The sequence below is a fragment of the Streptomyces sp. NPDC090119 genome (assembly GCF_044747085.1).
Taxonomy (GTDB): domain Bacteria; phylum Actinomycetota; class Actinomycetes; order Streptomycetales; family Streptomycetaceae; genus Streptomyces.
In genome coordinates, this window is sequence record NZ_JBIVDK010000002.1 from 214,932 (window position 1) to 240,625 (window position 25,694).

The following is a 25,694-nucleotide window of genomic DNA, read 5'->3' on the forward strand; positions in this document are numbered from 1 at the left end:
CGGTCCTGGCGAAGGAGGGTCCCGCCCATGGAGTCGCACGCACCCGCTTCCCCGCTGCCCGTCCCCGCCGGACCCGGACTCCGTGACCGGGCGCGCGGCGCGCTGCTCGGCCTGGCCGTGGGCGACGCGCTGGGCGCCCCCGCCGAGAACCTGAAGCCCTCCGAGATCCGCGCCCGCTGGGGCCGCATCACCGGGTACGTCACCGACCGGCCGTGCGGCACGGACGACACCGAGTACGCGATCTTCTCCGGGCTGCTGCTGGCCCGGCACGGCTCCGCGCTCACCCCGGCGCATGTGGAGGTGGCCTGGCACCAGTGGATCGCGGACCGGGCCGAGGGTCCCTTCCGGGGCGCGGGGTTCAGCGAGCGGGGCACGCTGGAGAACCTGCGCCGGGGGCTGGCGGCGCCCATCTCCGCCCAGCACCGGCACGCCTGGAGCGACGGGCTGGCGATGCGGGCGGCGCCGTTCGGGGTGTTCGCGGCGGGGCGGCCCGCGGAGGCGGCCCGGCTGGTGGCGATCGACGGCTCGGTCAGCCACGAGGGCGAGGGCATCTACGGCGGCCAGGCGGTCGCCGCCGGGGTGGCCGCCGCGATGGCGGGCGCGGAACCGGCCGTGGTGATCGCGGCCGCCCTCGCCGTCGTACCGGACGACTCCTGGACCGCCCGCTCGCTGCGCCGCGCGGTCGCCGTCGCCCACCGGGGTGAACGCGCGGTCCGTTCCGCGGTGGTCATCGGCGGCTACCCCTGGACCGACCTGGCCCCCGAGGCGGTCGCCCTCGCCTTCGGGGCGTACGCGGCGGCCGACGGCGACTTCCGGGAGGCGGTGCTGACGGCCGTCAACATGGGCCGGGACGCCGACACCACGGCGGCGGTCGCGGGCGCCCTGGCGGGCGCCACCGTCGGAATCGCCGCGATCCCCGCCATATGGGCCGCGGCCATTGGTCCGGCCCGCGGCAGGTGTCTGCCCGCCATGTCGGGCCACCACATCCTCGACGTGGCCGAACTCCTGACACCGGAGGAGGGCGGCAAGTGGGGCGAGGGGGTGGTCCTGCCGGACCTGCTGCCGGAGGGGGTGCGGCTGGCGCTCGGGAGGGAGCCGGGGCCCGCCGCGATGGCGGCCGGGGAGCCGCCGCTCACCCTGACGGGCACGGCCGCGGAGACACCGTTCCCGCTCCCGCCGGCCGTGCGGGACACCGACCCGGAGGCCCGGTCGTGACCCGGCGGATCGAGGGGCTGCTGCTGGGGCTGGCCGCCGGGGACGCGGCGGGCTGGCCCGCCGCACGGCACCGGGCGGCCCGGATGCCGGAGTGGACGCGGCGGCTGACCCGCGAGCTGGACACCTTCGCGGAGCAGAACGCGACCACCACGCTGCCGGTGCCCATCGCGCTGAACCAGCCCCCGGAACCGCTGCGGCTCGGCCCCTCCGACGACGCGGAGTGGGCGGCGTTCGCGGCGGAGGCGGTGCTGCGGGCCGGGGACGACGTCCTGGGCGACCTCAGCCGGGACCGCCGGATGCGTGCCGCGATCGACCTGACCTGGACCGCCGTGGCCTCCGAGGTCGCCGCGGCGGCCGAGCGGGCGCCGGAGATCGAGTCGGCCGTACTCCCGCTGCGCGCCCGCATCTCGGTCCGCGCGGGCCTCGGCAACCTCGCGGCCGGACTCCGCCCGCCCGCCACCGGCCATGACAACCCGCACTACTTCGACGACGCGGCCTGCGTACGCGCCTGTGTGCTGGCCGTCGCCCACCCCGGCGACCCGGCCCGCGCGGCGGACCTGGCGGAGTTCGACGCCCGCTACACCCAGGACGGCGACGGGGTGCACGGCGCGCGGGCCATGGCGGCGGCGGTGGCCACCGCGCTGTCCGGCGCGGGCGCGAACGCGTGTGTGGCGGCCGCGCTGGACGAGCTGCCCGAGGGCACCGAGATCGGCCGCAACGCCCGGCACGCGCTGGCCCTGGTGACCGACACCGACACCGCGTTCGCCCTGGTCCCGCTGCTGGAGCACCAGATCGTGGATCACGTGTACAGCTATGGCATCGCCGCCGCCGAGACCGTCCCGGTGGCCCTCGCGCTGACCCTCGCGGCCGCCGGGCGGATCGCCGAGGCGGTGCCCGCGGCCGCCTGTCTGTCCCGGGTCGCCGACTCCGCGCCCGCGCTCGCCGGGGCGCTCTGCGGCGCGCTGGGCGGCGGGGAGTGCGTGCCGGAGGCGTGGCGGCGTTCCTGCCGGACCCTCTCCGGCTGTGCGCTGCCCCGGCTGACCGGCACCGATCTGGTGGAACTCGCCGGGCTGCTGGAAGCGGCCCAACGGACCCGGCCAGGGGGATGATGCGCGCATGATGCCCAAAAGTGACGAAATCTCCGGCCCTGGTGGGACCGGTCTGGACGAGCGGATCACCGGTGCCCTGCTCGGCGCCGCCGTGGGGGACGCCCTCGGCGGGCCGGTCGAGGGGTACAGCCCCGACCAGATCGTCGAGCGCCACGGCGGCCGGGTGCACGGGATCGTCGGCCCCTGGAACGGCGACGACTGGCGCACCGCCCGCCCGATCGCGCCGTACCACAAGGGCGACGGGCACGTCACGGACGACACCCTGATGACGCACGCCCTGATCCGGGTCTACGCCCGCGTCCGGGACCACCTCGACGCGTACGCCGTCGCGGAGCACCTGGTGCCGGACCTGATGACCGAGCCCCGCTGGATTCCCGAGCTGGAGGCGGAGGCGCTGCCGCTGCAGCGGATCTTCCTCGCGGAGAAGTGGCTGGTGGCCCGGATCGCGTACGGACATGTGGACCCGCGTGAGGCGGGCACCGGCAACATCGTCAACTGCGGGGCGGCGATGTACATGGCGCCGGTCGGCCTGGTCAACGCGGCCAGCCCGGCGGGCGCGTACGCCGAGGCGCTGGATGTGGCGGGCGCCCACCAGTCGTCGTACGGCCGGGAGGCGGCCGGGGTGTTCGCGGCCGCCGTGGCCGCCGCGTGCGCGCCGGGCGCGACCCCGGACTCGGTGGTGGCCGCGAGCCTGGCCCTGGCCAAGGACGGCACCCGCGAGGCCATCGAGAAGGTGTGCGAAGTGGCCGCGAGGCACAGCGACTTCGAGTCGGCGCTCCTCCCGCTGCGCGCGGCGGTCGCCCCGTACGACACGGTCGGCCCCGAGTACCGCGCCCCCTCGCTGGGCGCCCGCCGCCCGTCCCGGCTGCACTCGATCGAGGAACTCCCCGTCGCGCTCGGCATGTTGGTGGTCGCGGGCGGTGATCTGCGGCACGCGGTGCTGGGCTCGGTGAACTACGGGCGGGACTGCGACTCGATCGCCACCATGGCCGGCGCTCTCGCGGGGGCGCTCGGCTCGCCGGTGCCCGAGGAGTGGGCGAAAACGGTGGCGGAGGCGAGCCGCCTGGACCTGTGGGCCCCGGCCCGCGAGCTGACCGAGGTCGCCCGTGAGGTCTTCGTCCGGGACACCGGGCGGCGCCGGGCGCACGAGCGGGCGTTCGCCGCGCTGGGAGGCCCCGCATGCTGCGACTGACCTGGGTGCAGCCCGAGGACCTGGTCGGCCATGAGCTGCGCCAGGCCCGCCTGGACGGCCGCAACGCCACCCGGATCGAGGCGCGCTGGCGCGCGGCGGGCGGCGCGGACGCCCCCGAGCGGGCCGGTGCCTCACCGGAGCCCGCCTCCCGCTACCTGCGCCTGCTGGCCGAGGACCTGCTCGACGAACTGGCCGAGCTGCCCAGCGAGTCGACCGAGCTGGAGCCGACCGCGCTGGACCGGATCACCGCCCTGTGCCCCGACTGGCCCGCCTCCCCCGCCGCGCGCACCGCCCCCGACCCGGACGCGCTGGAGGCCGCCTGGCTGGGCCGCGCCATCGGCTGCCTGCTCGGCAAGCCGGTGGAGAAACTCCCGCTGGACGGCATCCGCGAGTTGGCCCGCGCCACCGGCAACTGGCCGCTGACCACGTGGTTCACCGCGAAGGGCGTGCCCGGGGAGCTGCTCTCCCGGCACCCCTGGAACCGCCGCTCCGCCCCGACCTCGCTGGCCGAGAACATCGACGGCATGCCGGAGGACGACGACCTCAACTACCCCCTGCTGGGCCTGCTGCTCCTCGCCCGCCACGGCCGCGCCTTCACCACCGACGAGGTGGCCCGGCTGTGGCTGGACGAACTCCCGCCCGGCCGCGCCTTCACCGCCGAACGCGTCGCCCTGCGCAACCTCCTCGCCGGGGTGGAGCCCCCGCACACCGCCCGGTACCGCAACCCGTTCCGGGAGTGGATCGGCGCCCTGATCCGCGCCGATGTGCACGGCTGGACCAACGCGGGCGACCCGGCGGCCGCCGCCGCGCAGGCGCACCGGGACGCGGTCCTCACCCACACCGCCACCGGCGTGCACGCGGCGATGTTCGCGGCCGCCGTCATCGCCGCGGCCGCCTCCGGCACCCAGGACGTGCACGCCTGTCTGCGTACCGGCCTGACCGTGGTCCCGCCCGCCTCCCGGCTGGCCCGCGCCGTCACCGACGCGGTCCGACTGGCGCAGGAGCACACGGACTTCGACGACGTGGTGGATGCGCTCCACATGTGGTTCGGCCCCACCCACCACTGGGTGCACGCACTGCCCAACACCGCCCTGATCGCCGCCGCGCTCACCCACGCCGACGGCGACTTCACCGGCTCGGTCTGCCGGGCGGTGTCGGGCGGCTGGGACACCGATTCCAACGGCGCGACGGCAGGCTGCGTCGCGGGCCTCCTCGCGGGCGCCCCCGACGCACTGCCGGAGCGCTGGCGGGCCCCGCTCAAGAACCGGCTCGCCACCTCGGTCGCCGACTTCGACGGCACCGGCTTCGACACCCTCGCCCGACTCACCCACCTGGAGGCGACCCGCCCATGACCCACATCGTCGTGCTCGGCAGCACGAACATGGACCTCGTCACCTATGTCGCCAAGGCACCGCAGCGCGGCGAGACCGTCACCGGCCGGGAGTTCCGCACCATTCCCGGCGGCAAGGGCGCCAACCAGGCCACCGCCGCCGCCCGCGCCGGTGCCGTGGTGTCGCTGATCGGCGCGGTCGGCAACGACGCGTACGGCACCCGGCTCCGCGAGACCCTCGAACACTCCGGCGTCGACACCGACTTCCTGCGCACGGTCGAGGGGCCGTCCGGCACCGCACACATCGTGGTGGACGACGAGGGCGGCAACTCCATCGTCGTGATCCCCGGCGCCAACGGCACCGTCGACCATCTCTCCCCCGGCGACGAGGGCCTGATCGCCTCCGCCGACGCCCTGCTGCTCCAGCTGGAGGTGCCGCTCCCGGCGGTGATCGCGGGCGCGGAGGCGGCCCGGCGGCACGGCGTCCGTACGGTGCTGACCCCCTCCCCCGCGCAGCCGCTGCCGGAGGAGCTGCTGAGCGTGACCGACGTGCTGGTCCCCAATGCTTACGAGGCGGTCACCCTCACCGGCCGCACCGACCCGCTCGACGCGGCCGTGGGCCTGCTCGACCTGGTGCCGGAGGTGGTGCTCACCCTGGGCGAGGCGGGGGTGCTGTACGTGTCGCGGGACACCGAGCCGCTGGCGGTGCCCGCGCACCAGGTCGCGGCGGTGGACTCCACGGGCGCGGGCGACACCTTCGCCGGGGCGTACGCGGTCGCCGTCGCCGAGGAGAAGCCGCTGCGGGAGGCGCTGTCCTGGGCGGCGGCCGCGGCCGCGCTGTCGGTGCAGCGGGAAGGTGCGTCGGCGTCGATGCCGTACCGCCCCGAGATCGAGGTGCAGTACACCGCATGAGCGCCGACCGCCCCGACAACGCGACCCGCCCGCCGCTGGACGGCCTGCGGGTGCTGGACCTGGCCACCCTGTTCGCCGGTCCGCTGGCCGCCACGATGCTCGGTGACTTCGGCGCCGAGGTGATCAAGGTGGAGCATCCGCTGCGGCCCGACCCGTCCCGCGGGCACGGCCCGGCGAAGGACGGCATCGGCCTGTGGTGGAAGACGCTCGGCCGCAACAAGCGGACCATCACCCTGGACCTGTCCCGCCCCGGCGGCCGGGACACCCTGCTGCGGCTGGCCGCCACCGCCGACGTGGTGATCGAGAACTTCCGCCCCGGCACCCTGGAGAAGTGGGACCTGGGCTGGCCGGAGCTTTCGGCGGCCAACCCCCGGCTGGTGCTGGCGCGGGTCACCGCCTTCGGCCAGTTCGGCCCGTACGCGCACCGGCCCGGCTTCGGCACCCTGGCCGAGGCGATGAGCGGCTTCGCGGCCCTCACCGGCGAGCCGGAGGCGCCGCCGACCCTGCCGCCGTTCGGGCTCGCGGACTCGGTCGCCGCCCTGGCCACCTCGTACGCCGTGCTCACCGCGCTGGCCGCCCGGCAGCGCACCGGCGCCGGGCAGGTGGTGGACATGGCAATCATCGAGCCGATGCTGGCGATGCTGGGCCCCCAGCCGACCTGGTACGACCAGCTCGGCTACGTCCAGGAACGCACCGGCAACCGCTCCGCGAACAACGCCCCGCGCAACACCTACCGCACCCTGGACGGCTCTTGGGTCGCGGTCTCCACCTCCGCGCAGTCGGTGGCGGAACGGGTGATGCGCCTGGTGGGCCGACCCGAGCTGATCGACGAGCCCTGGTTCGCCACCGGGGTGCAGCGGGCCGCGCACGCCGACGAACTGGACGAGGCGGTCGGCAACTGGATCGCCGCCCGCCCCCGCGACGAGGTGCTCGCCGCCTTCGAGAAGGCGGAGGCGGCCATCGCCCCGGTGCAGGACGTACGGGACGTCTTCGAGGACCCGCAGTACCAGGCGCTGGACACGGTCACCACCGTGGCCGACCCGGACCTCGGCCCGCTGCGCATGCAGAACGTGCTCTTCCGGCTCTCCGCGACCCCCGGCGCGATCCGCTGGGCCGGGCGCGGACACGGCGCCGACACCGACGCGGTCCTCACCGAGCTGGGCCTCGGCCCGGCCGAGATCGGCGCGCTGCGCGAGGAGGGTGCGCTGTGACCCCGCTGACCTGGCTGTACGTCCCCGGCGACCGGCCGCGTGTGGTGGACAAGGCGCTCACGGCGGGCGCCGACGTGGTGGTGATCGACCTGGAGGACGCGGTCGCCCCGGACCGCAAGGAGTACGCCCGCGCGGCCACCGCCGACCGGCTCGCGGACCCCCAGCCGGTCCCGGTCCATGTCCGCCTCAACGGCCCCGACGGCCCCTGGGCGGCGGCCGACCTCGCCGCTCTGGCCGACCTGCCGGGCGTGTCCGGGCTGCGGCTGCCCAAGGTGGCCGTTCCCGAGCAGGTCCGCCGTACCGCCGAGGCCACCGCGCTGCCGCTGTACGCGCTGCTGGAGTCCGCCCTCGGCATCGAGCACGCCTACGCCATCGCCACCGCCCACCCGTCCCTGCGCGGCCTCTCCCTCGGCGAGGCCGACCTCCGTTCCGACCTCGGGGTACGGGCCGACGCGGGCCTGGACTGGTGCCGGGCACGGGTGGTGGTGGCCGCCCGGGCGGCCGGGCTGGCCCCGCCGCCCCAGTCGGTGCACCCCGACGTACGGGACCTGGACGGGCTCGCCGCGTCCTGCGCCCGGGGCCGCGCGCTGGGCTTCGTGGGCCGCGCGGCGATCCATCCCCGCCAGCTCCCGGTGATCGCGCGGGCCTACCTCCCCACCCCGGAGGAGGTCGCGGAGGCGGAGACGGTACTGAAGGCTGCGGCCACCGAGCAGGGCGCCCTGGCCCTGCCGGACGGCAGCTTCATCGACGCGGCGGCGGTGGCGCAGGCCCAGCGGACGCTGTCGATGGCCGACGGGGCCTGAACACGGCGAAGGGCGCCCGGAGCTGCTCCGGGCGCCCTTCGGCCGTGCTTACGAGGCTGGGATCAGCCCTTCTTGCCGGACTCGGCGGTGTCCTTGAGACCGGCCTTGGACTCGGTCTCGGTCTCGGACTCGGTCTCGGACTTCGCGTCGGGCTCGGTCGCGGCGTCCTCGGGTCCGGCCTTCTCGGCCTTGTCCCCCTTGGTCAGGTCGGCCTTCGCCCCGTCCTCGGCCTTTTCCGCGTTGTCGGCCTTCTCGGCCTTCTCGGCGGGCTCGTCACCGGCGTCCGCGTCGTCCTCAGCCGAACCCTCGGAGACACCCCGCTCGACGACCGCCTCCCGGCCCGGACGGCGCCGGGCGGAGAGCACCAGGTAGGTCACCGCCAGCAGGAACACCACGACGGCGGTCCAGACGTTCAGCCGGACGCCCAGGATGTGGTGGGCGTCGTCCACCCGCATGTACTCGATCCAGGCGCGGCCCGAGCAGTAGGCGGCGACGTACAGCGCGAAGGCGCGGCCGTGGCCCAGCTTGAAGCGGCGGTCGGCCCAGATGACCAGGAAGCCGACGCCCACGCACCACAGCGACTCGTAGAGGAACGTCGGGTGGTAGTAGCCCGGCACCCGGCCGCCCTCGGAGGAAGTGATGTGCAGGGCCCAGGGCAGGTGGGTCTCGTGGCCGTACAGCTCCTGGTTGAACCAGTTGCCCCAGCGGCCGACGGCCTGCGCGAAGGCGATGCCGGGGGCGACGGCGTCGGCGTAGGCGGGCAGGGCCACGCCCATGCGCCGGGCGCCGATCCAGGCGCCGACCGCGCCCAGCGCGATGGCGCCCCAGATGCCCAGGCCGCCCTCCCACACCTTGAAGGCGTCCACCCAGTTGCGGCCCGGACTGAAGTACAGCTCGTAGTCCGTGATCACGTGGTAGAGCCGGCCGCCGACGAGACCGAAGGGCACGGCCCACACCGCGATGTCGGCGACCGTGCCGGGGCGCCCGCCCCGCGCGACCCAGCGCTTGTTGCCGAGCCAGACGGCGAGGAAGACACCGATGATGATGCAGAAGGCGTAAGCGCGCAGCGGGACGGGGCCGAGGTACAGCACCCCGTGCGACGGGCTGGGAATGTAGGCAAGTTCCATGGCAAGGACGACGCTACCGTGCCGGGCCGCGCGGTCGCCGCGCGGCCGGGCTACGGGTCCATAACGGGGAGGTGAGAAATCCCCTCATCCGCGGTCGGCGCTCTCCACCATCTCCTTGAGCTTCTCGGGGGTCATGGACTGGTCCTGGTAGATGTTCTTGCCGCCGAACAGCACGGTCGGTGTGCCGCCGTAGCCGCCGGAGGCGAACGCCTGCTGGGAGCGGTCCACCCAGGTGTTGTGGGTGCCGTCGTTCACACACGAGCGGAACGTGGGCGTGTCGAGGCCCTTGACCTTGCCCGCGAGGTCGATCAGCTTGCCGTTGTCGGCGAAGGCGTCGTCGGTCTCCGGGGGCTGGTTCGCGTACAGCACGTCGTGGTACTCGCGGAACTTTCCGGCGTCCTGGGCGCAGGCCGCGGCGTTGGCCGAGTGCAGGGAGCCGGTGCCGCCCATGTTGCCGTCGATCAGGCGGACCAGGTGGTACTCGACCCGGAGCTTGCCCGCGTCGGTCAGTTCGTGCAGCGTGGAGCGGTACCGCGTCTCGAAGGACTGGCAGGCGGGGCAGCGGAAGTCCTCCCAGATCGTGAGCGTGGACTTGGCGCCCTCCTTGCCGACCGGGATCGCCAGGCTGTCCTTGCCCTGGGCGCCGGAGGGGGCCACGACCGGGCCCGCGTTCTTGCTGCCCTTGTCCTTGCCCGCGTTGGCCGCGATGACCCCGATCACCGCGGCGAGGCCCAGCACGCCGACGACACTGACGCCGACGATCAGCGCGCGCCGGCGCTTCTCCGCGGACTTCTGCTTCTCGCGCTCGGCGGCCAGGCGCTGGCGGGCGTTGCGCTTTCCGTCACGGTTCTTCTCGCTCACACCCCCTGAACGAACCGGGGAGGCGCATTGCGCCTCCCCGGCCGGAGGTCCACCCGTTCGAGTGACGGGCGGTGACGTGGAGCGATACGGGTCAGGCGCCCCGGCGGACGCCCTTCGCCAGGTCGGCGGCGAGCGCGCGGACCGCGTCGACACCGGAGGCTTCGTCGGGGGCGTCCAGGATGCGCTTGACGAAGGCCGAGCCGACGATGACGCCGTCGGCGAAGGCGGCCACCTCGGCGGCCTGGGCCGCGTCGGAGACGCCGAGGCCGACACAGACGGGCAGGTCGGCACGGGTGGCGCGGGTGCGCGTCACCAGGTCCTCGGCCTGCGCGCCCACGGACTCGCGGGTGCCGGTGACACCCATCAGCGAGGCCGCGTAGACGAAGCCGCTGCCCGCCGCGGTGATGTCGGCGAGCCGGGCGTCCCGGCTGCTGGGGGCGACGACGAAGACGGTGGCGAGACCGTGCTTCTCGGCGTGCTCGCGCCACAGCGCGGACTCCTGCACGGGCAGGTCGGGCAGGATGCAGCCCGCGCCGCCCGCCTCGGCCAGCTCGGCGGTGAACCGCTCGACGCCGTAGCGGTCGATGGGGTTCCAGTAGGTCATGATCAGCACCGGCTTGCCGGTGGCCGCGTGGGCCTCGCGGACCGTGCGCATGACGTCGGCGATGCGGACGCCGCCGCGCAGGGCGATGTCGTCGGCGGTCTGGATGACCGGGCCGTCGAGCACCGGGTCGCTGTGCGGCAGGCCCACCTCGACGACGTCGGCGCCGCCGTCGAAGGCGGCCTTGATCGCCTCGATGCCGCCGTCCACGGTCGGGAACCCGGCCGGAAGGTAGGCGATCAGCGCGGCGCGGTCCTCGGCCTTGGCGGCGGCGAGGGTGTCCGACAGCAGGTTGATGTTGCCGCTCACTTGGCGTCCCCCTCGATCTCGGCGGTGTGGGCCTCGTCGGCCGCGACCTCGGCGTCGGTGTCGTAGAGCCCGAAGTACCGGGCGGCGGTGTCCATGTCCTTGTCACCGCGTCCGGAGAGGTTGACGACGATCAGCCCGTCCGGGCCCAGTTCCTTGCCGACCTCCAGGGCACCGGCCAGCGCGTGGGCGCTCTCGATGGCCGGGATGATGCCCTCGGTGCGCGACAGCAGGCGCAGTGCCTGCATGGCGGCGTCGTCGGTGACCGCGCGGTACTCGCCCCGGCCGGAGTCCTTGAGGTAGGAGTGCTCGGGGCCGATGCCGGGGTAGTCCAGACCGGCCGAGATCGAGTACGGCTCGGTGATCTGGCCCTCGTCGTCCTGGAGGACGTAGGAGCGGGAGCCGTGCAGGATGCCGGGCTCGCCCGCGGTCAGCGTGGCCGCGTGCTCGCCGGTGTCGATGCCGTGCCCGGCGGGCTCGCAGCCGATCAGGCGGACGTCCGCGTCGGGGATGAAGGCGTGGAAGAGGCCGATGGCGTTGGAGCCGCCGCCGACGCAGGCGATGGCGGCGTCCGGGAGGCGCCCGGCGCGCTCCAGGATCTGGCGGCGGGCCTCCACGCCGATGACGCGGTGGAAGTCGCGGACCATCGCCGGGAAGGGGTGGGGTCCGGCGACGGTGCCGAAGAGGTAGTGGGTGTTCTCGACGTTGGCGACCCAGTCGCGGAACGCCTCGTTGATGGCGTCCTTCAGGGTGCGGCTGCCGGACTTCACGGCGACGACCTCGGCGCCGAGCATCCGCATCCGGGCCACGTTGAGGGCCTGGCGCTCGGTGTCGATCTCGCCCATGTAGATGGTGCAGTCGAGGCCGAACAGGGCGCAGGCGGTGGCGGTGGCGACGCCGTGCTGACCGGCGCCGGTCTCCGCGATGACGCGGGTCTTGCCCATGCGCTTGGTGAGCAGGGCCTGGCCGAGCACGTTGTTGATCTTGTGCGAGCCGGTGTGGTTGAGGTCCTCGCGCTTGAGGAAGATGCGGGCTCCGCCGGCTTCCGCGGCGAAACGCGGGACTTCGGTGAGCGAACTCGGCCGACCCGTGTAGTCGACCATGAGGTCGTTCAGTTCGCGGGCGAACTCGGGGTCCGCCTTGGCCTTGTCGTACTCGACGGCGACCTCGTCCACGGCGGCGACGAGGGCCTCCGGGATGAACTTGCCGCCGAAGGCGCCGAAGTAACCCTCTCCGCTGGGCACTTGGCCTTGCGAGTCGGGAAAGAAGTAGTTGCTGGGCATGCCGATACCTCACGGGTAGTGCGTGTGAAAAGACACTGTTCGCCGTGGGGGCGGGAAATCGTCGTCGACTGCGAGCCGCTAGTGGCCGGTCGCGCAGTTCCCCGCGCCCCTACAGGTCGGCTGCTGCCATCGTCTGCCATTCACTTGACCCGGCTCCGCGCCGATGTGGTACCTCACCCTGCGGCCGTGGACCCGGCGGGCCGGGGCTCGGCAGCCACGGGGACGGCAGCCGCGCGCGAGGCGGGCGTGGCGGTCCACGGTGGCGGTCAGGGTGAGGGTCACGGGGTCAAGCCTACCGGGGGATCAGCCGCGGCCGTGCCGGAGCGCGGGGTGCTCGCCCGCGGCCACCAGGTCGGCCACCGCGGTCTTGGGGTCGCGGCCGGTGACCAGGGACTCGCCGACCAGGACGGCGTCGGCGCCCGCGTTGGCGTAGGCGATCAGGTCGTGCGGGCCGCGTACGCCGGATTCCGCGACCTTGACCAGCTCGTCGGGGATCTCCGGGGCGATCCGCTCGAAGGTGCCCCGGTCGACCTCCAGGGTCTTCAGGTTGCGGGCGTTCACGCCGATGATCTTGGCGCCCGCGTCCACGGCGCGCTCGATCTCGTCCTCGTCGTGCACCTCGACCAGCGGGGTCAGCCCGATGGACACGGCACGCTCGATCAGCGACTCCAGCGCGGGCTGCTCCAGCGCGGCCACGATGAGCAGCACGAGGTCGGCGCCGTACGCGCGGGCCTCCCACAGCTGGTACGAGGTGACGATGAAGTCCTTGCGGAGCACCGGGATGTCGACGCGGGCGCGGACGGCCTCGAGGTCGGCCAGCGAGCCGCCGAAGCGGCGCTCCTCGGTGAGGACGGAGATGACGGCGGCGCCGCCCGCCTCGTAGTCGGCGGCGAGGGCGGCGGGGTCGGCGATGGCGGCCAGCGCGCCCTTGGACGGGCTGGAGCGCTTGACCTCGCAGATCACCTTGACGCCGTCACCCTTGAGGGCGGCCACGCCGTCCTTGGCCGCCGCGGCCTGCGCGGCGCGCTCCTTGAGCTCGTCGAGGCTGACGCGGGCCTGCCGCTCCGCGAGGTCGGCCCGGACTCCGTCGATGATCTCGTCGAGCACACTCACGCGAGCGGCCCCCTTTCACCCGTTGGTCATGCGGCGGGTTCGAAAACCCGTGGTCACTGCGATGGTATCCGGAGGCGGTGCCAGGGCTCGCATCCGACGGTCGGCGGTCCCATTACCTGGACATTCCTTGTTGATCAAGGACGGATCGAGCCACCGAACGGCAGGTTCCGGACGACGGTGAAGAGCAGCAGCGCGGAGCCGAGGACCCACAGCGGGGTGCGGCCGAGCACCAGACGCACCGGCAGACCCCGGGCGGCCCGGACCGTCCAGAGGGTCCACAGCGCGGCGAAGGCGAGGTAGGCGGCGACTCCGGCCGCGTTGTCGTGCAGGGCGCCGAGGAGGTCACCGTGCACGAAGGCGTGCGCACCGCGCAGCCCGCCGCAGCCGGGGCAGTACAGCCCGGTGAGCGCGTACAGCGGGCAGACCGGGTAGTGGCCGGGCTGGTTGGGGTCGACGGCGCCGACGTAGGCGAAGGCTCCGGCCACCGCGGCGAGGACTCCGGCCGGGGTCGCCAGGCGCCGCCACAGCGGGGTCCGCGCGGGCGAGGGCTCCACGAGCGAGGAAGGGCGCGGGGCGGCACCGCTGTCGGCGTTCACCCTGGCATTGTGCCGTGACCCCGGTACGGACGCGCGAAGGGGCGCCCCCGAGCCGTCCGTACGGCTCCGGGACGCCCCTTCGGGCGATTCGCTCAGCTCTCGGCGCCGACCGGCTCACGGGTGGCGGCGGCGGTAGGGCGGGCCGGGATGGCGCTCGCCTTCGGCATGCCGAGGCCCATGGAGCGCATGATCCAGCCCACGATGCCACCGAGGACCACGATCACCAGGCCGGCCCAGAAGCCGACGGGCTGGGCCATCACGGTGAAGGCGCCCGAGACGCAGAAACCGATGAAGGCGATGATGACACCGGTCCAGGCGGCCGGGGTGTGACCGTGGCTGCTGCCCGCCATGACTTGCTCCTCGTTGCTGTGTACGTATCGCGTACCTGTCGTACGGGTCGTACGGGTCGTACGGTCCGAGCCCGCCCGTCACTGTCCGAGCCGGGTCGCTCGCGGTCCATTGTCCCGTACGCCGACGGGCGATCGACGCGGGGGTGGGAGTCTGGTTGGCCACACCGGGTCGGAAGCGGGGCGGTGGTTCAGGCGCCGGTGGGGTCCTCGCCCCGGTCCAGGGCCTTCCAGATCTCCTCCGGGCGCTCCGGGTCGACCGGGCGGGAGGCGCGCCGGGGGCGGTCCGTGCCGCGCTCGTACCGGCCGGACATGGCGGGCCAGCGGGAGCCGTAGCGCAGCGCGAGGAGACCGGCGAGCAGGATCAGCACTCCGCCCGCCGCCGCGGCGTAGGGCCACGCGGTGTGGGTGAGGGCCTCGACGGTGGCCGAGGTGTCGCCGGTGGTCTCGGCCGCCTTCTCGTCCAGCGCTGAGCCGTCGGCGACCCCGGTGAGGGCGGCGACGACGATGCCCGCGCCGGAGAGCGCGAGCAGCGCGGCGACGGCGAACCGGCCCGCCCGGCGCACGGCGAACACGGCGACCAGCGCGGCCAGCCCCACGACGGCCAGGGCGGCGGGGACGCCGGTGACGTCGCTGCCCTTGGCGGTCAGCGGGAAGGCGCCTCCGGCGACCGTCGCGGTCCCCTCGGACCAGCGCTGCCGGGTCGCCAGCAGCGCCACGGCCGCGCCGAGCGCGCCGAACAGCAGGGCGGCGGCCAGGCTGCGCCTGCCGGAGCGGGCGGGCGCGGCGGCCTCGGAACGGGGGTGCGGTACGGCAGTCACGTACTCCACTATCGCCTGAACCCCGGACGAAGTGTCATCCGGGGTTGCCGCGAACGGGTCACACCGTGCCCAGCCGGTTGGCGGTGTGCACGGCGCGCAGCACGGCCGCCGCCTTGTTGCGGCACTCCTGGTCCTCCGCGACCGGGTCGGAGTCCGCGACGATCCCGGCTCCGGCCTGCACGTACGCCGTGCCGTCGCGCAGCAGGGCGGTGCGGATGGCGATGGCGGTGTCGGAGTCGCCCGCGAAGTCGAGGTAGCCGACGCAGCCGCCGTACAGGCCGCGCCGGGAGGGCTCGAGTTCGTCGATGATCTGCATGGCGCGGGGCTTGGGGGCGCCGGAGAGGGTGCCCGCCGGGAAGCACGCGGTGAGCACGTCGAAGGCGGTGCGGCCGCCGGAGACCGTGCCGGTGACCGTGGAGACGATGTGCATGACGTGCGAGTAGCGCTCGATCGACATGAAGTCGACGACCTCCACCGAGCCGGGTTCGCAGACCCGGCCGAGGTCGTTGCGGCCGAGGTCGACGAGCATCAGGTGCTCGGCGCGCTCCTTGGGGTCGGCCATCAGCTCGTCGGCGAGGGCCTGGTCCTCCTGCGGGGTGGCGCCCCGGTGCCGGGTGCCCGCGATGGGGTGCACCATGGCGCGGCCGTCCTCGACCTTGACCAGCGCCTCGGGCGAGGAGCCGACCACGTCGAACCCGTCGAAGCGGAACAGGTACATGTACGGGGACGGGTTAGTTGCCCGCAGCACCCGGTACACGTCGAGGGCGCTCGCGGTGCAGGGCGTCTCGAAGCGCTGGGAGGGGACGACCTGGAACGCCTCGCCCGCGCGGATGCGCTCCTTGACGTCCTCGACGGCCGCCCGGAAGTCGGGGCCGCCCCACAGCGCGGTGTACTCGGGCAGCTCGGAGGGCGGCAGTACGGCCGGGGGCTGGGCGACCGGGCGGGCGAGGTCGGCCTCCATGGCGTCGAGCCGGGCGACCGCGTCGGCGTACGCCTCGTCCACGCCGGTGTCGAGGTCGTTGTGGTTGATCGCGTTGGCGATCAGCAGGACCGAGCCCTCCCAGTGGTCCATCACGGCGAGGTCGCTGGTCAGGAGCATGGTCAGTTCGGGCAGCTTCAGGTCGTCGCGTTCGCCGGAGCCGATCTTCTCCAGGCGGCGGACGATGTCGTAGCCGAGGTAGCCGACCATGCCGCCGGTGAAGGGCGGCATGCCTTCCTGGTGCGGGGTGTGCAGGGCCTGGAGGGTGGCGCGCAGCGCGGCGAGCGGGTCGCCGTCGGTGGGGACGCCGACCGGCGGGGTGCCGAGCCAGTGGGCCTCGCCGTCGCGCGTGGTGAGGGTGCCTGCGGAGCGGACGCCGACGAAGGAGTACCGCGACCAGGAGCGGCCGTTCTCCGCGGACTCCAGCAGGAAGGTGCCGGGGCGTTCGGCGGCGAGCTTGCGGTAGAGGGCGACGGGGGTGTCGCCGTCGGCGAGGAGCTTGCGGGTGACCGGGATGACACGCCGGTCGGCGGCGAGCTTGCGGAAGGTGTCGAGATCCATGGCGTTCAGCGGTCCCCGTCCTTGAGCAGCACGTCGGCGTCGAAACAGGTGCGGTCGCCGGTGTGGCAGGCGGCGCCCGTCTGGTCGACCTTGACCAGCAGGGTGTCGGCGTCGCAGTCCAGCGCGACCGACTTGACCTGCTGGACATGGCCGGAGGTGTCGCCCTTGACCCAGTACTCCTGGCGGCTGCGGGACCAGTACGTGCAGCGGCCGGTGGTCAGGGTGCGGTGCAGCGCCTCGTCGTCCATCCAGCCGAGCATCAGCACCTCGCCGGTGTCGTACTGCTGGGCCACGGCGGGGACGAGGCCGTCCGGGTCGCGCTTGAGGCGGGCGGCGATCTCGGGGTCGAGGCCGCTGGGACGGGGGCTGCCGGTCGTACGGGTCATGGGTGCCATTGTGCCGTGCGGTGTCCGGGGCCACGTTCCGTGTCCGCTGCGTGGTCCTCGGCGGTGGCCGTAGGCTGAAGTCATGTCGACCTTCGCCAAGCGTGAACGGCTCCTGCTCGCAGACCTCTTGGAAACCGCCGGCCCGGACGCACCGACTCTGTGCGAGGGCTGGACGACCCGTGATCTGGCCGCACATGTGGTGGTGCGTGAACGGCGCCCCGACGCGGCGGCCGGGATGCTCGCCAAGCCGCTGGCCTCCCGGCTGGACCGGGTGATGGACGAGTACGCGGCCAAGCCCTACGACGAGCTGATCCGGCTGATCCGCACCGGTCCCCCGAAGTTCTCCCCGTTCCGGCTGAAGCAGGTGGACGAGGCGGCGAACACCGTCGAGTTCTACATCCACGCCGAGGACGTGCGCCGCGCCCAGCCGGACTGGAGCCCGCGGGAACTGGACCCGGTGTTCCAGGACTCGCTGTGGACGCGGCTGGAGCGTACGGCCCGGATGACCGGACGGCACGCGCCGACCGGTCTGGTGCTGCGCCGCCCGGACGGCCGTACGGCGGTGGCGCACCGGGGCACGCCGGTGGTCACGGCGACCGGCGAGCCCTCGGAGCTGCTGATGTTCGCCTACGGGCGGCAGGACGTGGCCAAGGTGGCGCTGGAGGGCGACGCGGACGCGATCACCGCCCTGCACGAGTCCCATCAGCTGGGTCTCTGACGTCCGACGGGAGCGGGGCACCGCCATGATCAAGGTCGCCATGACCGGGGTGTACGTGGACGACGTGGCGCGGGCCCACACCTTCTACACGGAAGTGTTGGGGTTCGAGACCAGGCTGCACATGGACCTCGGTGACGGCGTGCTGTTCGTGACGGTCGGCGCGCCCGACGGCGCCCAGCCGGACCTCCAGCTGCTGCTGGAGCCCGGCGGGGGCCCGATCGCCGAGCCGTACCGCACCGCGCTGTACGAGGCGGGCCTGCCGACCATCGTGTTCGAGGTGGACGACATGCGGGTGGAGTACGAGCGGCTGCGCGCCGCCGGTGTCCGGTTCACCCATCCCCCGCAGGAACAGGGGCCGGTGCTGGCGGCCGTGTTCGACGACACGGTCGGCAACCTGGTGCAGCTGACCCAGCGGCTGCACTGACCGCGCCTCAGGCCGGGAGTTCGGCCCGCCTGAGGTGCGGGAAGCACAGCACGACGACCCCGCCGAGCCCGCACACCGCGGCGCTGGCCACGAACACCGGCCCGAGCCCCCAGAGTCCGATCGCGGCGGCCGCGAACGGCATGCTCAGCGGGGCGAGCCCCAAGCTGACCAGGCTGGCGACGGCTGTGATCCGGCCCAGGTAGGCGGGGTCGGCCTGGGTCTGGAGCAGCGCCCCGCACATCGCGCCGCTGAGCCCGGCGAGCAGCCCGACCAGCAGGGCCACGCCGACCGCGGCGGGGAGCACCGGCACATAGGCGAGGGCGCCGATGGCGACGGACCCGGCGAGGATCGAGCAGGCGGCGGTGAGCCCGGCGCGCGGTATCCGGCCGCGTACGGCGAGCAGAGCCGAGACGGCGCCCGCGCCGACGCCGAACCCGGCGAGCACCCAGCCCATGCCGGTCGCGCCCCAGCCGCGCCGGTCGGCGAGCAGGGTGAGCCCGACGTTGAGCGGGCCGACGAAGCCGAAGTCGCCGAGCGCGATGGCCAGCATCAGCGGGCCGAGCACGCGGTGGCGGCGGACGTGGCGCAGGCCGTCCACCAGCCCTGCCCAGGCGGTGCCCGTCTCGCGGGCGGTCTCCTCGGCGGGCAGCGGCCTGATCCGGACGGTGATCAGCAGGGGCAGCGAGAGCGCGATGAGCAGTCCGGCCAGCCCGAACGCGGTGGCCGCGCCGCCCATGGCCACACCGAGTCCGCCGAGCGGCGCGCCGACGACACCGGCGACCCGGATGGCGAGCCCGCGCAGTCCCTGGACCCGGGCGAGCTGGCCGGGTGCGGTGATGCGGGCCGGGAGCGCGCCGACGGCAGGCATGAAGACGGCGTCGACGGCGCCGAAGACCAGCGCCAGCGCGGCGAGCGGCCACAGTCCGGGCGTGCTGACGAAGAGCAGCACGGCGACGGCGAGCACGGCCGCGCAGCGCACGGCATCGCTCCCGACGACCACCCGGCGCGGCCCGAACCGGTCCGCGATCACCCCGCCGCCCAGCAGCAGCAACGCCCTGGGCACCGCACTGGCCGCCATCACCGCCCCCGCCTCCGAAGGACTACCCGCCCGCACGGCGGCCCAGGACAGCGCGATGTAGTAGACGTTGTCCCCGAGCATGGACGCGGTGTACGCCCCCAGCCAGCGCAGCACGTTGGGGTCGCGGTGCGCCGCGCGGACGGCGTCGGCGTCTGTGCCGCCCGGCGGTATGACGGTGGTGGCGGTCACCGGCCCGGCCCCCTCAGACACGGAACGGGAATCCGTAGATGTGGAGGGCGACGTGTTCGCGGCCCTCGGTGTCTCCGGCGGCCACGGCGGCCCGTCCCTTCTCGTCGTACTTCTTCGCCAGCGCGGTCAGTTCCGCGCGGAGGCCGTCCAGTTCCCCGGCGGTCAGCCGGAGCAGGGACTCGCTGTCGGGGGCGGCCGCGTTCCACTCGGCGCTCCAGAGGGGCCGCTCGTCCAGGTAGCGGCGGTACAGCTCGGCGCGCTGCTCGTGGAAGAGCCGGGTGGCGGCCAGGTGGGCGGCGGCCTTCTCGGGGGCGTCCCGGAAGTCCCGGTCGCGGACGCTGACCCCCGCGGAGGCGGGCTGCCACCAGCGTTCGCGGCCGTCGGCGCCCTGGGCCGCCGGTTCCTCGATGAGCCCGTGCTCCGCGAGTTTGCGCAGGTGGTAGCTGACGAGCGAGACCGCCTCGTCGACCTGCTCGGCCAGCTGGGAGGCGGTCGCCCGGTCGGCGACGCACAGCGCGCGGTACAGCTTCATGCGCAGCGGGTGGGCGAGCGCCTTGAGGGTGCCCACGTCGGTGATCGGGAGGTCCCGTTCCTTGTCCGGCATGCCCCCACGGTAGATACGAAAGGAAAGTTGCACAACATTTCTTGCGCAACTTTCCTTGCGTATCGTGTCCGGGTGAGGGCGAGGTGGTCAGCGGACCGGGTGGCCCGCGTCCCGCAGGGTCTGCTTGACCTCGCCGATGCGGAGGTCGCCGAAGTGGAAGACGGAGGCGGCCAGGACCGCGTCCGCGCCCGCGTCCACGGCGGGTGCGAAGTGGGAGAGGGCGCCCGCGCCGCCGGAGGCGATGACCGGGACGGAGACGTGCTTGCGGACGGCCGCGAGCATGTCGAGGTCGTAGCCGTCCTTGGTGCCGTCCGCGTCCATCGAGTTGAGCAGGATCTCGCCCGCGCCCAGCTCGGCGGCCCGGTGCGCCCACTCGACCGCGTCGATGCCGGTGCCCTTGCGGCCTCCGTGGGTGGTGACCTCGAAGGAGCCGGACGGGGTGCGGCGGGCATCCACCGAGAGGACCAGCACCTGGCGGCCGAACCGCTCGGCGATCTCCCGGATGAGGTCGGGCCGGGCGATGGCGGCCGTGTTGACGCCCACCTTGTCGGCGCCCGCGCGCAGCAGCTTGTCCACATCCTCGGCGGTGCGGACGCCGCCTCCCACGGTGAGCGGGATGAAGACCTGCTCGGCGGTGCGGCGCACCACGTCGTAGGTGGTCTCCCGGTCGCCGGAGGAGGCGGTGATGTCCAGGAAGGTCAGCTCGTCGGCGCCCTCGGCGTCGTAGACCTTGGCCATCTCCACCGGGTCGCCCGCGTCGCGCAGGTTCTGGAAGTTGACGCCCTTGACGACCCGGCCGTTGTCCACGTCCAGGCAGGGGATCACTCGTACGGCCAGGGTCATGCGGACACTCCTCGGAACGCCTCCACCTCGATCTCGACGACCAGGCTGGGGTCCACGAAACCAGAGACGATGATCATGGATGCGGCGGGCCGGACGGAGTCGAACAGCTCCTTGTGTGCGCGTCCGACCTCCTCCACGTCCCGGGCATGGGTGATGTACATACGGGTGCGCACCACATCGTCGCGCCCGAGGCCCACCTGCTCCAGCGCGCCCAGCGCGACGGCGAAGGCGTTCACGGCCTGCTCGTACGGGCCGCCCCCGGCGATCTGACCGTCCACGATGGAGGTGCAGCCCGAGACCAGCACCAGGCCGTTGGGCAGCTCGACGGCGCGGGAGTAGCCGAACTGGTCCTCCCAGGGCGCGCCCGTACTCACCCGGCGGACGTCACTCACCGGGACACCGCCGCGAGCGCCTCTTCCAGGGTGAACGCCTCGGCGTACAACGCCTTGCCCACGATGGAGCCCTCGACGCCGAGCGGCACCAGGTCGGCGATGGCGCGCAGGTCGTCCAGCGAGGACACGCCGCCGGAGGCGACGACCGGGCGGTCGGTGGCCGCGCAGACGTTCCGCAGCAGCTCCAGGTTGGGGCCCTGGAGGGTGCCGTCCTTGGCGATGTCGGTGACGACGTAGCGGGCGCAGCCCTCCTGGTCCAGGCGGGCGAGGGTCTCGTAGAGGTCGCCGCCGTCGCGGGTCCAGCCGCGGCCGCGCAGGGTGGTGCCGCGTACGTCGAGGCCGACCGCGATCTTGTCGCCGTGCTCGGCGATGACCTTGGCGACCCACTCGGGGGTCTCCAGCGCGGCGGTGCCGAGGTTGACGCGGGTGCAGCCGGTGGCGAGGGCGGCGGCGAGGGTGTCGTCGTCGCGGATGCCGCCGGACAGCTCCACCTTGATGTCCATCGCGCCCGCGACCTCGGCGACCAGGGCGCGGTTGTCACCGGTGCCGAACGCGGCGTCCAGGTCGACCAGATGCAGCCACTCGGCGCCCGCGCGCTGCCAGGCGAGGGCCGCCTCCAGCGGGGAGCCGTAGGAGGTCTCGGAGCCGGACTCGCCGTGCACGAGACGGACGGCCTGGCCGTCGCGGACGTCGACGGCGGGGAGCAGTTCGAGCTTGGCCATGGTCTTAGAGGGTTCCGATCCAGTTGGTGAGGAGCTGGGCACCGGCGTCGCCGGACTTCTCGGGGTGGAACTGGGTGGCGGACAGCGCGCCGTTCTCCACGGCGGCCACGAACGGCCCACCGTAGGTCGACCAGGTCACCGCGGGCGGGGTCATGGCCGCGTTGAGCTGCTCGAAGTCCCAGTCCTGCACCGCGTAGGAGTGCACGAAGTAGAAGCGGTCCTCGGGGCTCATCCCCGCGAACAGGCGCGAGTCGGCCGGGGCATCGACGGTGTTCCAGCCCATGTGGGGCACGACCTCGGCCTGGAGCGGGCCGACCGTGCCGGGCCACTCGTCCAGGCCGTCGGTCTCCACGCCGTGCTCGATGCCGCGCGCGAACAGGATCTGCATGCCGACGCAGATGCCGAGCACCGGGCGGCCGCCGGACAGGCGCCGGTCGACGACCCAGTCACCGCGGGCCTCGCGCAGGCCGGTCATGCAGGCGGCGAACGCGCCGACGCCGGGCACCAGCAGGCCGTCGGCGTTCATCGCCTTGTCGAAGTCGCGAGTGATCTCGACCTCGGCGCCCACGCGGGCCAGCGCGCGCTCGGCGGAACGGACGTTGCCGAAGCCGTAGTCGAAGACCACGACCTTCTTCACGTCGCTCAACTCCACACCTCCAGCCGCATGACGCCCGCGACCAGGCACATGGCCGCGCCGATGGAAACCAGCACGATCAGGCTGGTGGGCATCTTCTGCTTGACGAAGGAGATGATGCCGCCGACCAGGAAGAGGCCGACGACGATCAGGATGGTGGACAGTCCGGTCATGGGATTTACAGCGCGCCCTTCGTGGAGGGGAGGATGCCCGCCGCGCGCGGGTCGTGCTCGCTGGCGTAGCGCAGGGCGCGGGCCAGGGCCTTGAACTGGCACTCCACGATGTGGTGCGCGTTGCGCCCGTAGGGCACGTGCACGTGCAGCGCGATCTGGGCCTGGGCGACGAAGGACTCCAGGATGTGCCGGGTCATCGTGGTGTCGTACTCGCCGATCATCGGCGCCATCTTCTCGGGCTCGGTGTGCACGAGGTAGGGGCGGCCGGAGAGGTCGACGGTGACCTGGGCGAGGGACTCGTCCAGCGGGACCGTGCAGTTGCCGAAGCGGTAGATGCCCACCTTGTCGCCGAGCGCCTGCTTGAAGGCGGCGCCGAGCGCGAGGGCGGTGTCCTCGATGGTGTGGTGGGTGTCGATGTGCAGGTCGCCCTCGGTCTTCACGGTGAGGTCGAACAGACCGTGCCGGCCGAGCTGGTCGAGCATGTGGTCGTAGAAGCCGACGCCGGTGGCGATGTCGGTCTTGCCGGTGCCGTCGAGGTCGATCTCGACCAGTACCGAGGTCTCCTTGGTGGTGCGCTGCACGCGTCCTGTGCGGCTCATGCGTCAAGCTCCTTCTTCAAGTCCCGTACCGCGTCGAGGAACGCGTCGTTCTCTTCAGGGGTTCCGGCGGACACCCGCAGCCATCCGGGCACGCCGTTGTCCCGGACCAGCACCCCCTTGTCGAGGATGCGCTGCCACGCGCCGTGGGTGTCCTCGAAGCGGCCGAACTGCACGAAGTTGGCGTCGGACTCGGTCACCTCGTAGCCGATGGCCCGCAGTTCGGTGACGAGCCGGTCCCGCTCGGCCTTGAGCTGCTCGACGTAGCCGAGCAGCGTGTCGGTGTGCTCCAGCGCGGCCAGCGCGGTCGCCTGGGTGATGGCGCTCAGGTGGTAGGGCAGCCGGACCAGCTGGACGGCGTCCACCACGGCGGGGTCGGCGGCCAGGTAGCCGAGGCGCAGTCCGGCGGCGCCGAACGCCTTGGACATGGTCCGCGAGATCACCAGGTTGGGGCGGCCCTCGAGGAGCGGCAGCAGCGAGTCGCCGTGGCTGAACTCGATGTACGCCTCGTCCACGATCACCATGGACGGCTTCGCCGCCTGCGCGGCCTCGTACAGCGCGAGGACCGTCTCGGGCGGGACGGCGTTGCCGGTGGGGTTGTTGGGGGTGGTGATGAACACGACGTCGGGCCGGTGCCGGGTGATGGTGTGCACGGCGGCGGGCAGGTCGATGGTGAAGTCCGCACCGCGCGGCCCGGAGATCCAGCCGGTGCCGGTGCCGCGCGCGATCAGCGCGTGCATCGAGTACGACGGCTCGAAGCCGATCGCGGTGCGGCCGGGGCCGCCGAAGGTCTGCAGGAGCTGCTGGATGACCTCGTTGGAGCCGTTGGCCGCCCAGACGTTCGCCATGCCGAGGGCGTGGCGCCCGGTCCGGGTGAGGTATTCGGCCAGTTCGGTGCGGAGCTGGACGGCGTCCCGGTCGGGGTAGCGGTTCAGGTTCCGCGCGGCCTCGCGCACCCGCTCCGCGATCCGCTCGACCAGCGGTTCGGGCAGCGGGTAGGGGTTCTCGTTGGTGTTCAGCCGGACGGGGACGTCCAACTGGGGCGCGCCGTAGGGGGACTTGCCGCGCAGCTCGTCCCGGACGGGGAGATCGTCGATGCCGGTCACTTGGTCCCCGGTACCTTCCAGTCGAAGCGGGCCTTGACCGCCGCGCCGTGCGCGGGCAGGTCCTCCGCCTCCGCGAGGGTCACCACGTGGTGGGCGACCTCGGCGAGCGCGTCCTTCGTGTAGTCGACGATGTGGATGCCGCGCAGGAAGGACTGGACGGACAGGCCGGAGGAGTGGCAGGCGCAGCCGCCGGTGGGCAGCACGTGGTTGGAACCGGCCGCGTAGTCCCCGAGGGAGACGGGCGCCCAGGGGCCGATGAAGACGGCGCCCGCGTTGCGCACCCGGTCGGCGACGGCGGCCGCGTCGCGGGTCTGGATCTCCAGGTGCTCGGCGCCGTACGCGTCGACCACCCGCAGGCCCTCCTCGACGCCGTCGACGAGGACGATCGCGGACTGCTGCCCGTTCAGCGCGGGCACGATCCGGTCGTCGATGTGCTTGGTGGCGGCGACCTGCGTCTTCAGCTCCTCCTCGACCGCGTCGGCCAGCGCGACCGAGTCGGTGACGAGGACGGCGGCGGCCAGCGGGTCGTGCTCGGCCTGGCTGATCAGGTCGGAGGCGACGTGCACCGGGTCGGCGGTCTCGTCGGCGAGCACGGCGATCTCGGTGGGACCGGCCTCGGCGTCGATGCCGATCTTGCCGGTGAAGTAGCGCTTGGCGGCGGCGACCCAGATGTTGCCGGGGCCGGTGACCATGTTGGCGGGCGCGCAGGACTCGGTGCCGTACGCGAACATCGCCACGGCGGTGGCGCCGCCGGCCGCGTACACCTCGTCCACGCCGAGCAGGGCGCAGGCGGCGAGGATCGTCGGGTGCGGGAGTCCGGCGAACTCGGCCTGCGCGGGCGAGGCGAGCGCGATGGACTCGACCCCGGCCTCCTGCGCGGGCACCACGTTCATGATCACGGAGGAGGGGTAGACCGAGCGGCCGCCGGGCGCGTACAGCCCGACCCGGTCGACGGGGACCCACTTCTCGGTGACGGTGCCGCCGGGGACGACCTGGGTGGTGTGGGTGGTGCGGCGCTGGGCGCGGTGGACCAGGCGGGCCCGGCGGATGGACTCCTCCAGGGCGGCGCGCACGGCCGGGTCGAGGGCCTGAAGCGCGTCGGTGAGCGCCTGGGCCGGGACACGGACGGATTCCAGCCGTACTCCGTCGAACTTCTCCGCGAAGTCGATCAGTGCCGCGTCGCCACGATGATGCACGGCCTCGCAGATCGGACGCACCTTCTCCAGGGCGGCCGAGACGTCGAAGTCGGCTCGGGGCAGCAGGTCGCGCAGGGCGGGGCCCTCGGGGAGGGCGTCGCCGCGCAGATCGATTCGGGAGATCACAGTCCCAATTCTCTCAGACCGCCGCCGGGGCCTGTCCGCGCGTATCAATGGCTGATACAGAACGTAAGACAAGCACTGCGACAGAGCGTGGCCGGAACTCGCGAATTCACCCTCACTTTGTGTGTCGAACCCGTCACTCA

Annotated in this window: 30 protein-coding genes; 9 read left to right on the forward strand and 21 right to left on the reverse strand. The window is 73.4% G+C overall.

What is annotated here, in order from left to right:
* Window positions 1–27: 27 nt before the first annotated feature.
* From ACIPPM_RS08315 to ACIPPM_RS08345, 7 genes are read left to right on the forward strand one after another with little or no spacing between them, the layout of a single operon-like run.
* Window positions 28–1,215, forward strand: a complete 1,188-nt coding sequence (locus ACIPPM_RS08315) for an ADP-ribosylglycohydrolase family protein (RefSeq protein WP_401444628.1) — start codon at window positions 28–30, stop codon at window positions 1,213–1,215.
* Window positions 1,212–2,324 carry an ADP-ribosylglycohydrolase family protein gene (locus ACIPPM_RS08320; RefSeq protein WP_401444631.1) on the forward strand — a complete coding sequence of 371 codons (1,113 nt, stop codon included), beginning with the start codon at window positions 1,212–1,214 and terminating at the stop codon, window positions 2,322–2,324. The genes ACIPPM_RS08315 and ACIPPM_RS08320 overlap by 4 nt, the downstream gene beginning before the upstream one ends.
* Before the next feature lie 7 nt (window positions 2,325–2,331).
* On the forward strand, window positions 2,332–3,516 hold the full coding sequence (locus tag ACIPPM_RS08325; protein ID WP_401444634.1) for an ADP-ribosylglycohydrolase family protein: 1,185 nt from the start codon (window positions 2,332–2,334) through the stop codon (window positions 3,514–3,516).
* A complete protein-coding gene (locus ACIPPM_RS08330; protein ID WP_401444636.1) occupies window positions 3,504–4,868 on the forward strand; it encodes an ADP-ribosylglycohydrolase family protein in 1,365 nt (454 codons plus the stop codon). Before ACIPPM_RS08325 ends, ACIPPM_RS08330 begins: the two co-directional genes overlap by 13 nt.
* Window positions 4,865–5,758 carry a ribokinase gene (rbsK, locus tag ACIPPM_RS08335; RefSeq protein WP_401444639.1) on the forward strand — a complete coding sequence of 298 codons (894 nt, stop codon included), beginning with the start codon at window positions 4,865–4,867 and terminating at the stop codon, window positions 5,756–5,758. The genes ACIPPM_RS08330 and rbsK overlap by 4 nt, the downstream gene beginning before the upstream one ends.
* Window positions 5,755–6,969 carry a CaiB/BaiF CoA transferase family protein gene (locus ACIPPM_RS08340; RefSeq protein ID WP_401444641.1) on the forward strand — a complete coding sequence of 405 codons (1,215 nt, stop codon included), beginning with the start codon at window positions 5,755–5,757 and terminating at the stop codon, window positions 6,967–6,969. Before rbsK ends, ACIPPM_RS08340 begins: the two co-directional genes overlap by 4 nt.
* Entirely contained in the window at window positions 6,966–7,772 is an 807-nt protein-coding gene (locus ACIPPM_RS08345) for an HpcH/HpaI aldolase/citrate lyase family protein (RefSeq protein WP_401444644.1), read from the forward strand. Before ACIPPM_RS08340 ends, ACIPPM_RS08345 begins: the two co-directional genes overlap by 4 nt.
* A gap of 62 nt (window positions 7,773–7,834) precedes the next feature.
* Here ACIPPM_RS08345 and lgt read toward each other — a convergent pair whose 3' ends face one another.
* The 11 genes from lgt to hisI form a co-directional block, all read right to left on the reverse strand.
* The gene (gene lgt / locus ACIPPM_RS08350) at window positions 7,835–8,899 is read right to left on the reverse strand and encodes a prolipoprotein diacylglyceryl transferase (protein WP_401444647.1); all 1,065 of its coding nucleotides are present in this window, start codon (window positions 8,897–8,899) and stop codon (window positions 7,835–7,837) included.
* An 84-nt stretch (window positions 8,900–8,983) separates the two neighbouring features.
* Window positions 8,984–9,760, reverse strand: a complete 777-nt coding sequence (locus ACIPPM_RS08355; protein WP_388992269.1) for a DsbA family protein — start codon at window positions 9,758–9,760, stop codon at window positions 8,984–8,986.
* Between the two features lie 91 nt (window positions 9,761–9,851).
* Window positions 9,852–10,670: a tryptophan synthase subunit alpha gene (gene trpA, locus ACIPPM_RS08360; RefSeq protein WP_393597224.1), complete on the reverse strand. Its 819-nt coding sequence runs from the start codon at window positions 10,668–10,670 to the stop codon at window positions 9,852–9,854.
* Complete coding sequence (gene trpB / locus ACIPPM_RS08365; RefSeq protein WP_393597222.1) at window positions 10,667–11,950, reverse strand: tryptophan synthase subunit beta; 1,284 nt, start codon at window positions 11,948–11,950, stop codon at window positions 10,667–10,669. The genes trpA and trpB overlap by 4 nt, the downstream gene beginning before the upstream one ends.
* A 78-nt stretch (window positions 11,951–12,028) precedes the next feature.
* Window positions 12,029–12,232, reverse strand: a complete 204-nt coding sequence (gene trpM, locus ACIPPM_RS08370) for a tryptophan biosynthesis modulator TrpM (RefSeq protein ID WP_401444652.1) — start codon at window positions 12,230–12,232, stop codon at window positions 12,029–12,031.
* Window positions 12,233–12,253: 21 nt separating this feature from the next.
* A complete protein-coding gene (gene trpC / locus ACIPPM_RS08375) occupies window positions 12,254–13,063 on the reverse strand; it encodes an indole-3-glycerol phosphate synthase TrpC (RefSeq protein ID WP_401444655.1) in 810 nt (269 codons plus the stop codon).
* Window positions 13,064–13,197: 134 nt separating this feature from the next.
* Window positions 13,198–13,659 carry a DUF2752 domain-containing protein gene (locus tag ACIPPM_RS08380; RefSeq protein WP_401444657.1) on the reverse strand — a complete coding sequence of 154 codons (462 nt, stop codon included), beginning with the start codon at window positions 13,657–13,659 and terminating at the stop codon, window positions 13,198–13,200.
* A gap of 92 nt (window positions 13,660–13,751) precedes the next feature.
* Window positions 13,752–14,009, reverse strand: coding sequence for an HGxxPAAW family protein (locus ACIPPM_RS08385; protein WP_401444659.1), 258 nt, complete (start codon window positions 14,007–14,009; stop codon window positions 13,752–13,754).
* A gap of 188 nt (window positions 14,010–14,197) precedes the next feature.
* Window positions 14,198–14,836, reverse strand: coding sequence for a TIGR02234 family membrane protein (locus tag ACIPPM_RS08390; RefSeq protein WP_401444662.1), 639 nt, complete (start codon window positions 14,834–14,836; stop codon window positions 14,198–14,200).
* A 49-nt stretch (window positions 14,837–14,885) separates the two neighbouring features.
* Window positions 14,886–16,367, reverse strand: a complete 1,482-nt coding sequence (locus tag ACIPPM_RS08395; protein ID WP_401444664.1) for an anthranilate synthase component I — start codon at window positions 16,365–16,367, stop codon at window positions 14,886–14,888.
* 5 nt (window positions 16,368–16,372) lie between these two features.
* A complete protein-coding gene (gene hisI, locus ACIPPM_RS08400; RefSeq protein WP_401444667.1) occupies window positions 16,373–16,753 on the reverse strand; it encodes a phosphoribosyl-AMP cyclohydrolase in 381 nt (126 codons plus the stop codon).
* 82 nt (window positions 16,754–16,835) lie between these two features.
* Between hisI and ACIPPM_RS08405 the strand changes: the two genes are divergently transcribed.
* Both ACIPPM_RS08405 and ACIPPM_RS08410 read left to right on the forward strand, forming a co-directional pair.
* Window positions 16,836–17,471 carry a TIGR03085 family metal-binding protein gene (locus ACIPPM_RS08405; RefSeq protein ID WP_401444670.1) on the forward strand — a complete coding sequence of 212 codons (636 nt, stop codon included), beginning with the start codon at window positions 16,836–16,838 and terminating at the stop codon, window positions 17,469–17,471.
* 25 nt (window positions 17,472–17,496) lie between these two features.
* Window positions 17,497–17,895, forward strand: coding sequence for a VOC family protein (locus tag ACIPPM_RS08410; RefSeq protein ID WP_401444672.1), 399 nt, complete (start codon window positions 17,497–17,499; stop codon window positions 17,893–17,895).
* Window positions 17,896–17,902: 7 nt separating this feature from the next.
* On the opposite strand, the gene ACIPPM_RS08415 is transcribed toward ACIPPM_RS08410, so the two are convergent.
* The 10 genes from ACIPPM_RS08415 to hisD all read right to left on the reverse strand — a co-directional run bounded on the left by ACIPPM_RS08415 (window position 17,903) and on the right by hisD (window position 25,554).
* Window positions 17,903–19,162 (reverse strand): MFS transporter, encoded by a 1,260-nt coding sequence (locus tag ACIPPM_RS08415; RefSeq protein ID WP_401444674.1) that lies wholly within the window; start codon window positions 19,160–19,162, stop codon window positions 17,903–17,905.
* Window positions 19,163–19,175: 13 nt separating this feature from the next.
* Window positions 19,176–19,766 carry an ArsR/SmtB family transcription factor gene (locus ACIPPM_RS08420; protein WP_401444676.1) on the reverse strand — a complete coding sequence of 197 codons (591 nt, stop codon included), beginning with the start codon at window positions 19,764–19,766 and terminating at the stop codon, window positions 19,176–19,178.
* An 87-nt stretch (window positions 19,767–19,853) separates the two neighbouring features.
* A complete protein-coding gene (hisF, locus tag ACIPPM_RS08425) occupies window positions 19,854–20,609 on the reverse strand; it encodes an imidazole glycerol phosphate synthase subunit HisF (RefSeq protein ID WP_401444678.1) in 756 nt (251 codons plus the stop codon).
* Complete coding sequence (locus ACIPPM_RS08430) at window positions 20,606–21,001, reverse strand: RidA family protein (RefSeq protein ID WP_401444680.1); 396 nt, start codon at window positions 20,999–21,001, stop codon at window positions 20,606–20,608. Before ACIPPM_RS08430 ends, hisF begins: the two co-directional genes overlap by 4 nt.
* On the reverse strand, window positions 20,998–21,723 hold the full coding sequence (gene priA, locus ACIPPM_RS08435) for a bifunctional 1-(5-phosphoribosyl)-5-((5-phosphoribosylamino)methylideneamino)imidazole-4-carboxamide isomerase/phosphoribosylanthranilate isomerase PriA (RefSeq protein WP_401444682.1): 726 nt from the start codon (window positions 21,721–21,723) through the stop codon (window positions 20,998–21,000). The genes ACIPPM_RS08430 and priA overlap by 4 nt, the downstream gene beginning before the upstream one ends.
* A gap of 4 nt (window positions 21,724–21,727) precedes the next feature.
* The gene (gene hisH / locus ACIPPM_RS08440; RefSeq protein WP_401444685.1) at window positions 21,728–22,375 is read right to left on the reverse strand and encodes an imidazole glycerol phosphate synthase subunit HisH; all 648 of its coding nucleotides are present in this window, start codon (window positions 22,373–22,375) and stop codon (window positions 21,728–21,730) included.
* Entirely contained in the window at window positions 22,366–22,530 is a 165-nt protein-coding gene (locus tag ACIPPM_RS08445) for a hypothetical protein (protein WP_401444687.1), read from the reverse strand. The genes hisH and ACIPPM_RS08445 overlap by 10 nt, the downstream gene beginning before the upstream one ends.
* A gap of 5 nt (window positions 22,531–22,535) precedes the next feature.
* Window positions 22,536–23,129 carry an imidazoleglycerol-phosphate dehydratase HisB gene (gene hisB / locus ACIPPM_RS08450; protein ID WP_393597194.1) on the reverse strand — a complete coding sequence of 198 codons (594 nt, stop codon included), beginning with the start codon at window positions 23,127–23,129 and terminating at the stop codon, window positions 22,536–22,538.
* Window positions 23,126–24,232 carry a histidinol-phosphate transaminase gene (locus ACIPPM_RS08455; protein WP_401444690.1) on the reverse strand — a complete coding sequence of 369 codons (1,107 nt, stop codon included), beginning with the start codon at window positions 24,230–24,232 and terminating at the stop codon, window positions 23,126–23,128. Before ACIPPM_RS08455 ends, hisB begins: the two co-directional genes overlap by 4 nt.
* On the reverse strand, window positions 24,229–25,554 hold the full coding sequence (gene hisD, locus ACIPPM_RS08460) for a histidinol dehydrogenase (protein ID WP_401444693.1): 1,326 nt from the start codon (window positions 25,552–25,554) through the stop codon (window positions 24,229–24,231). Before hisD ends, ACIPPM_RS08455 begins: the two co-directional genes overlap by 4 nt.
* Window positions 25,555–25,694: the final 140 nt, after the last annotated feature.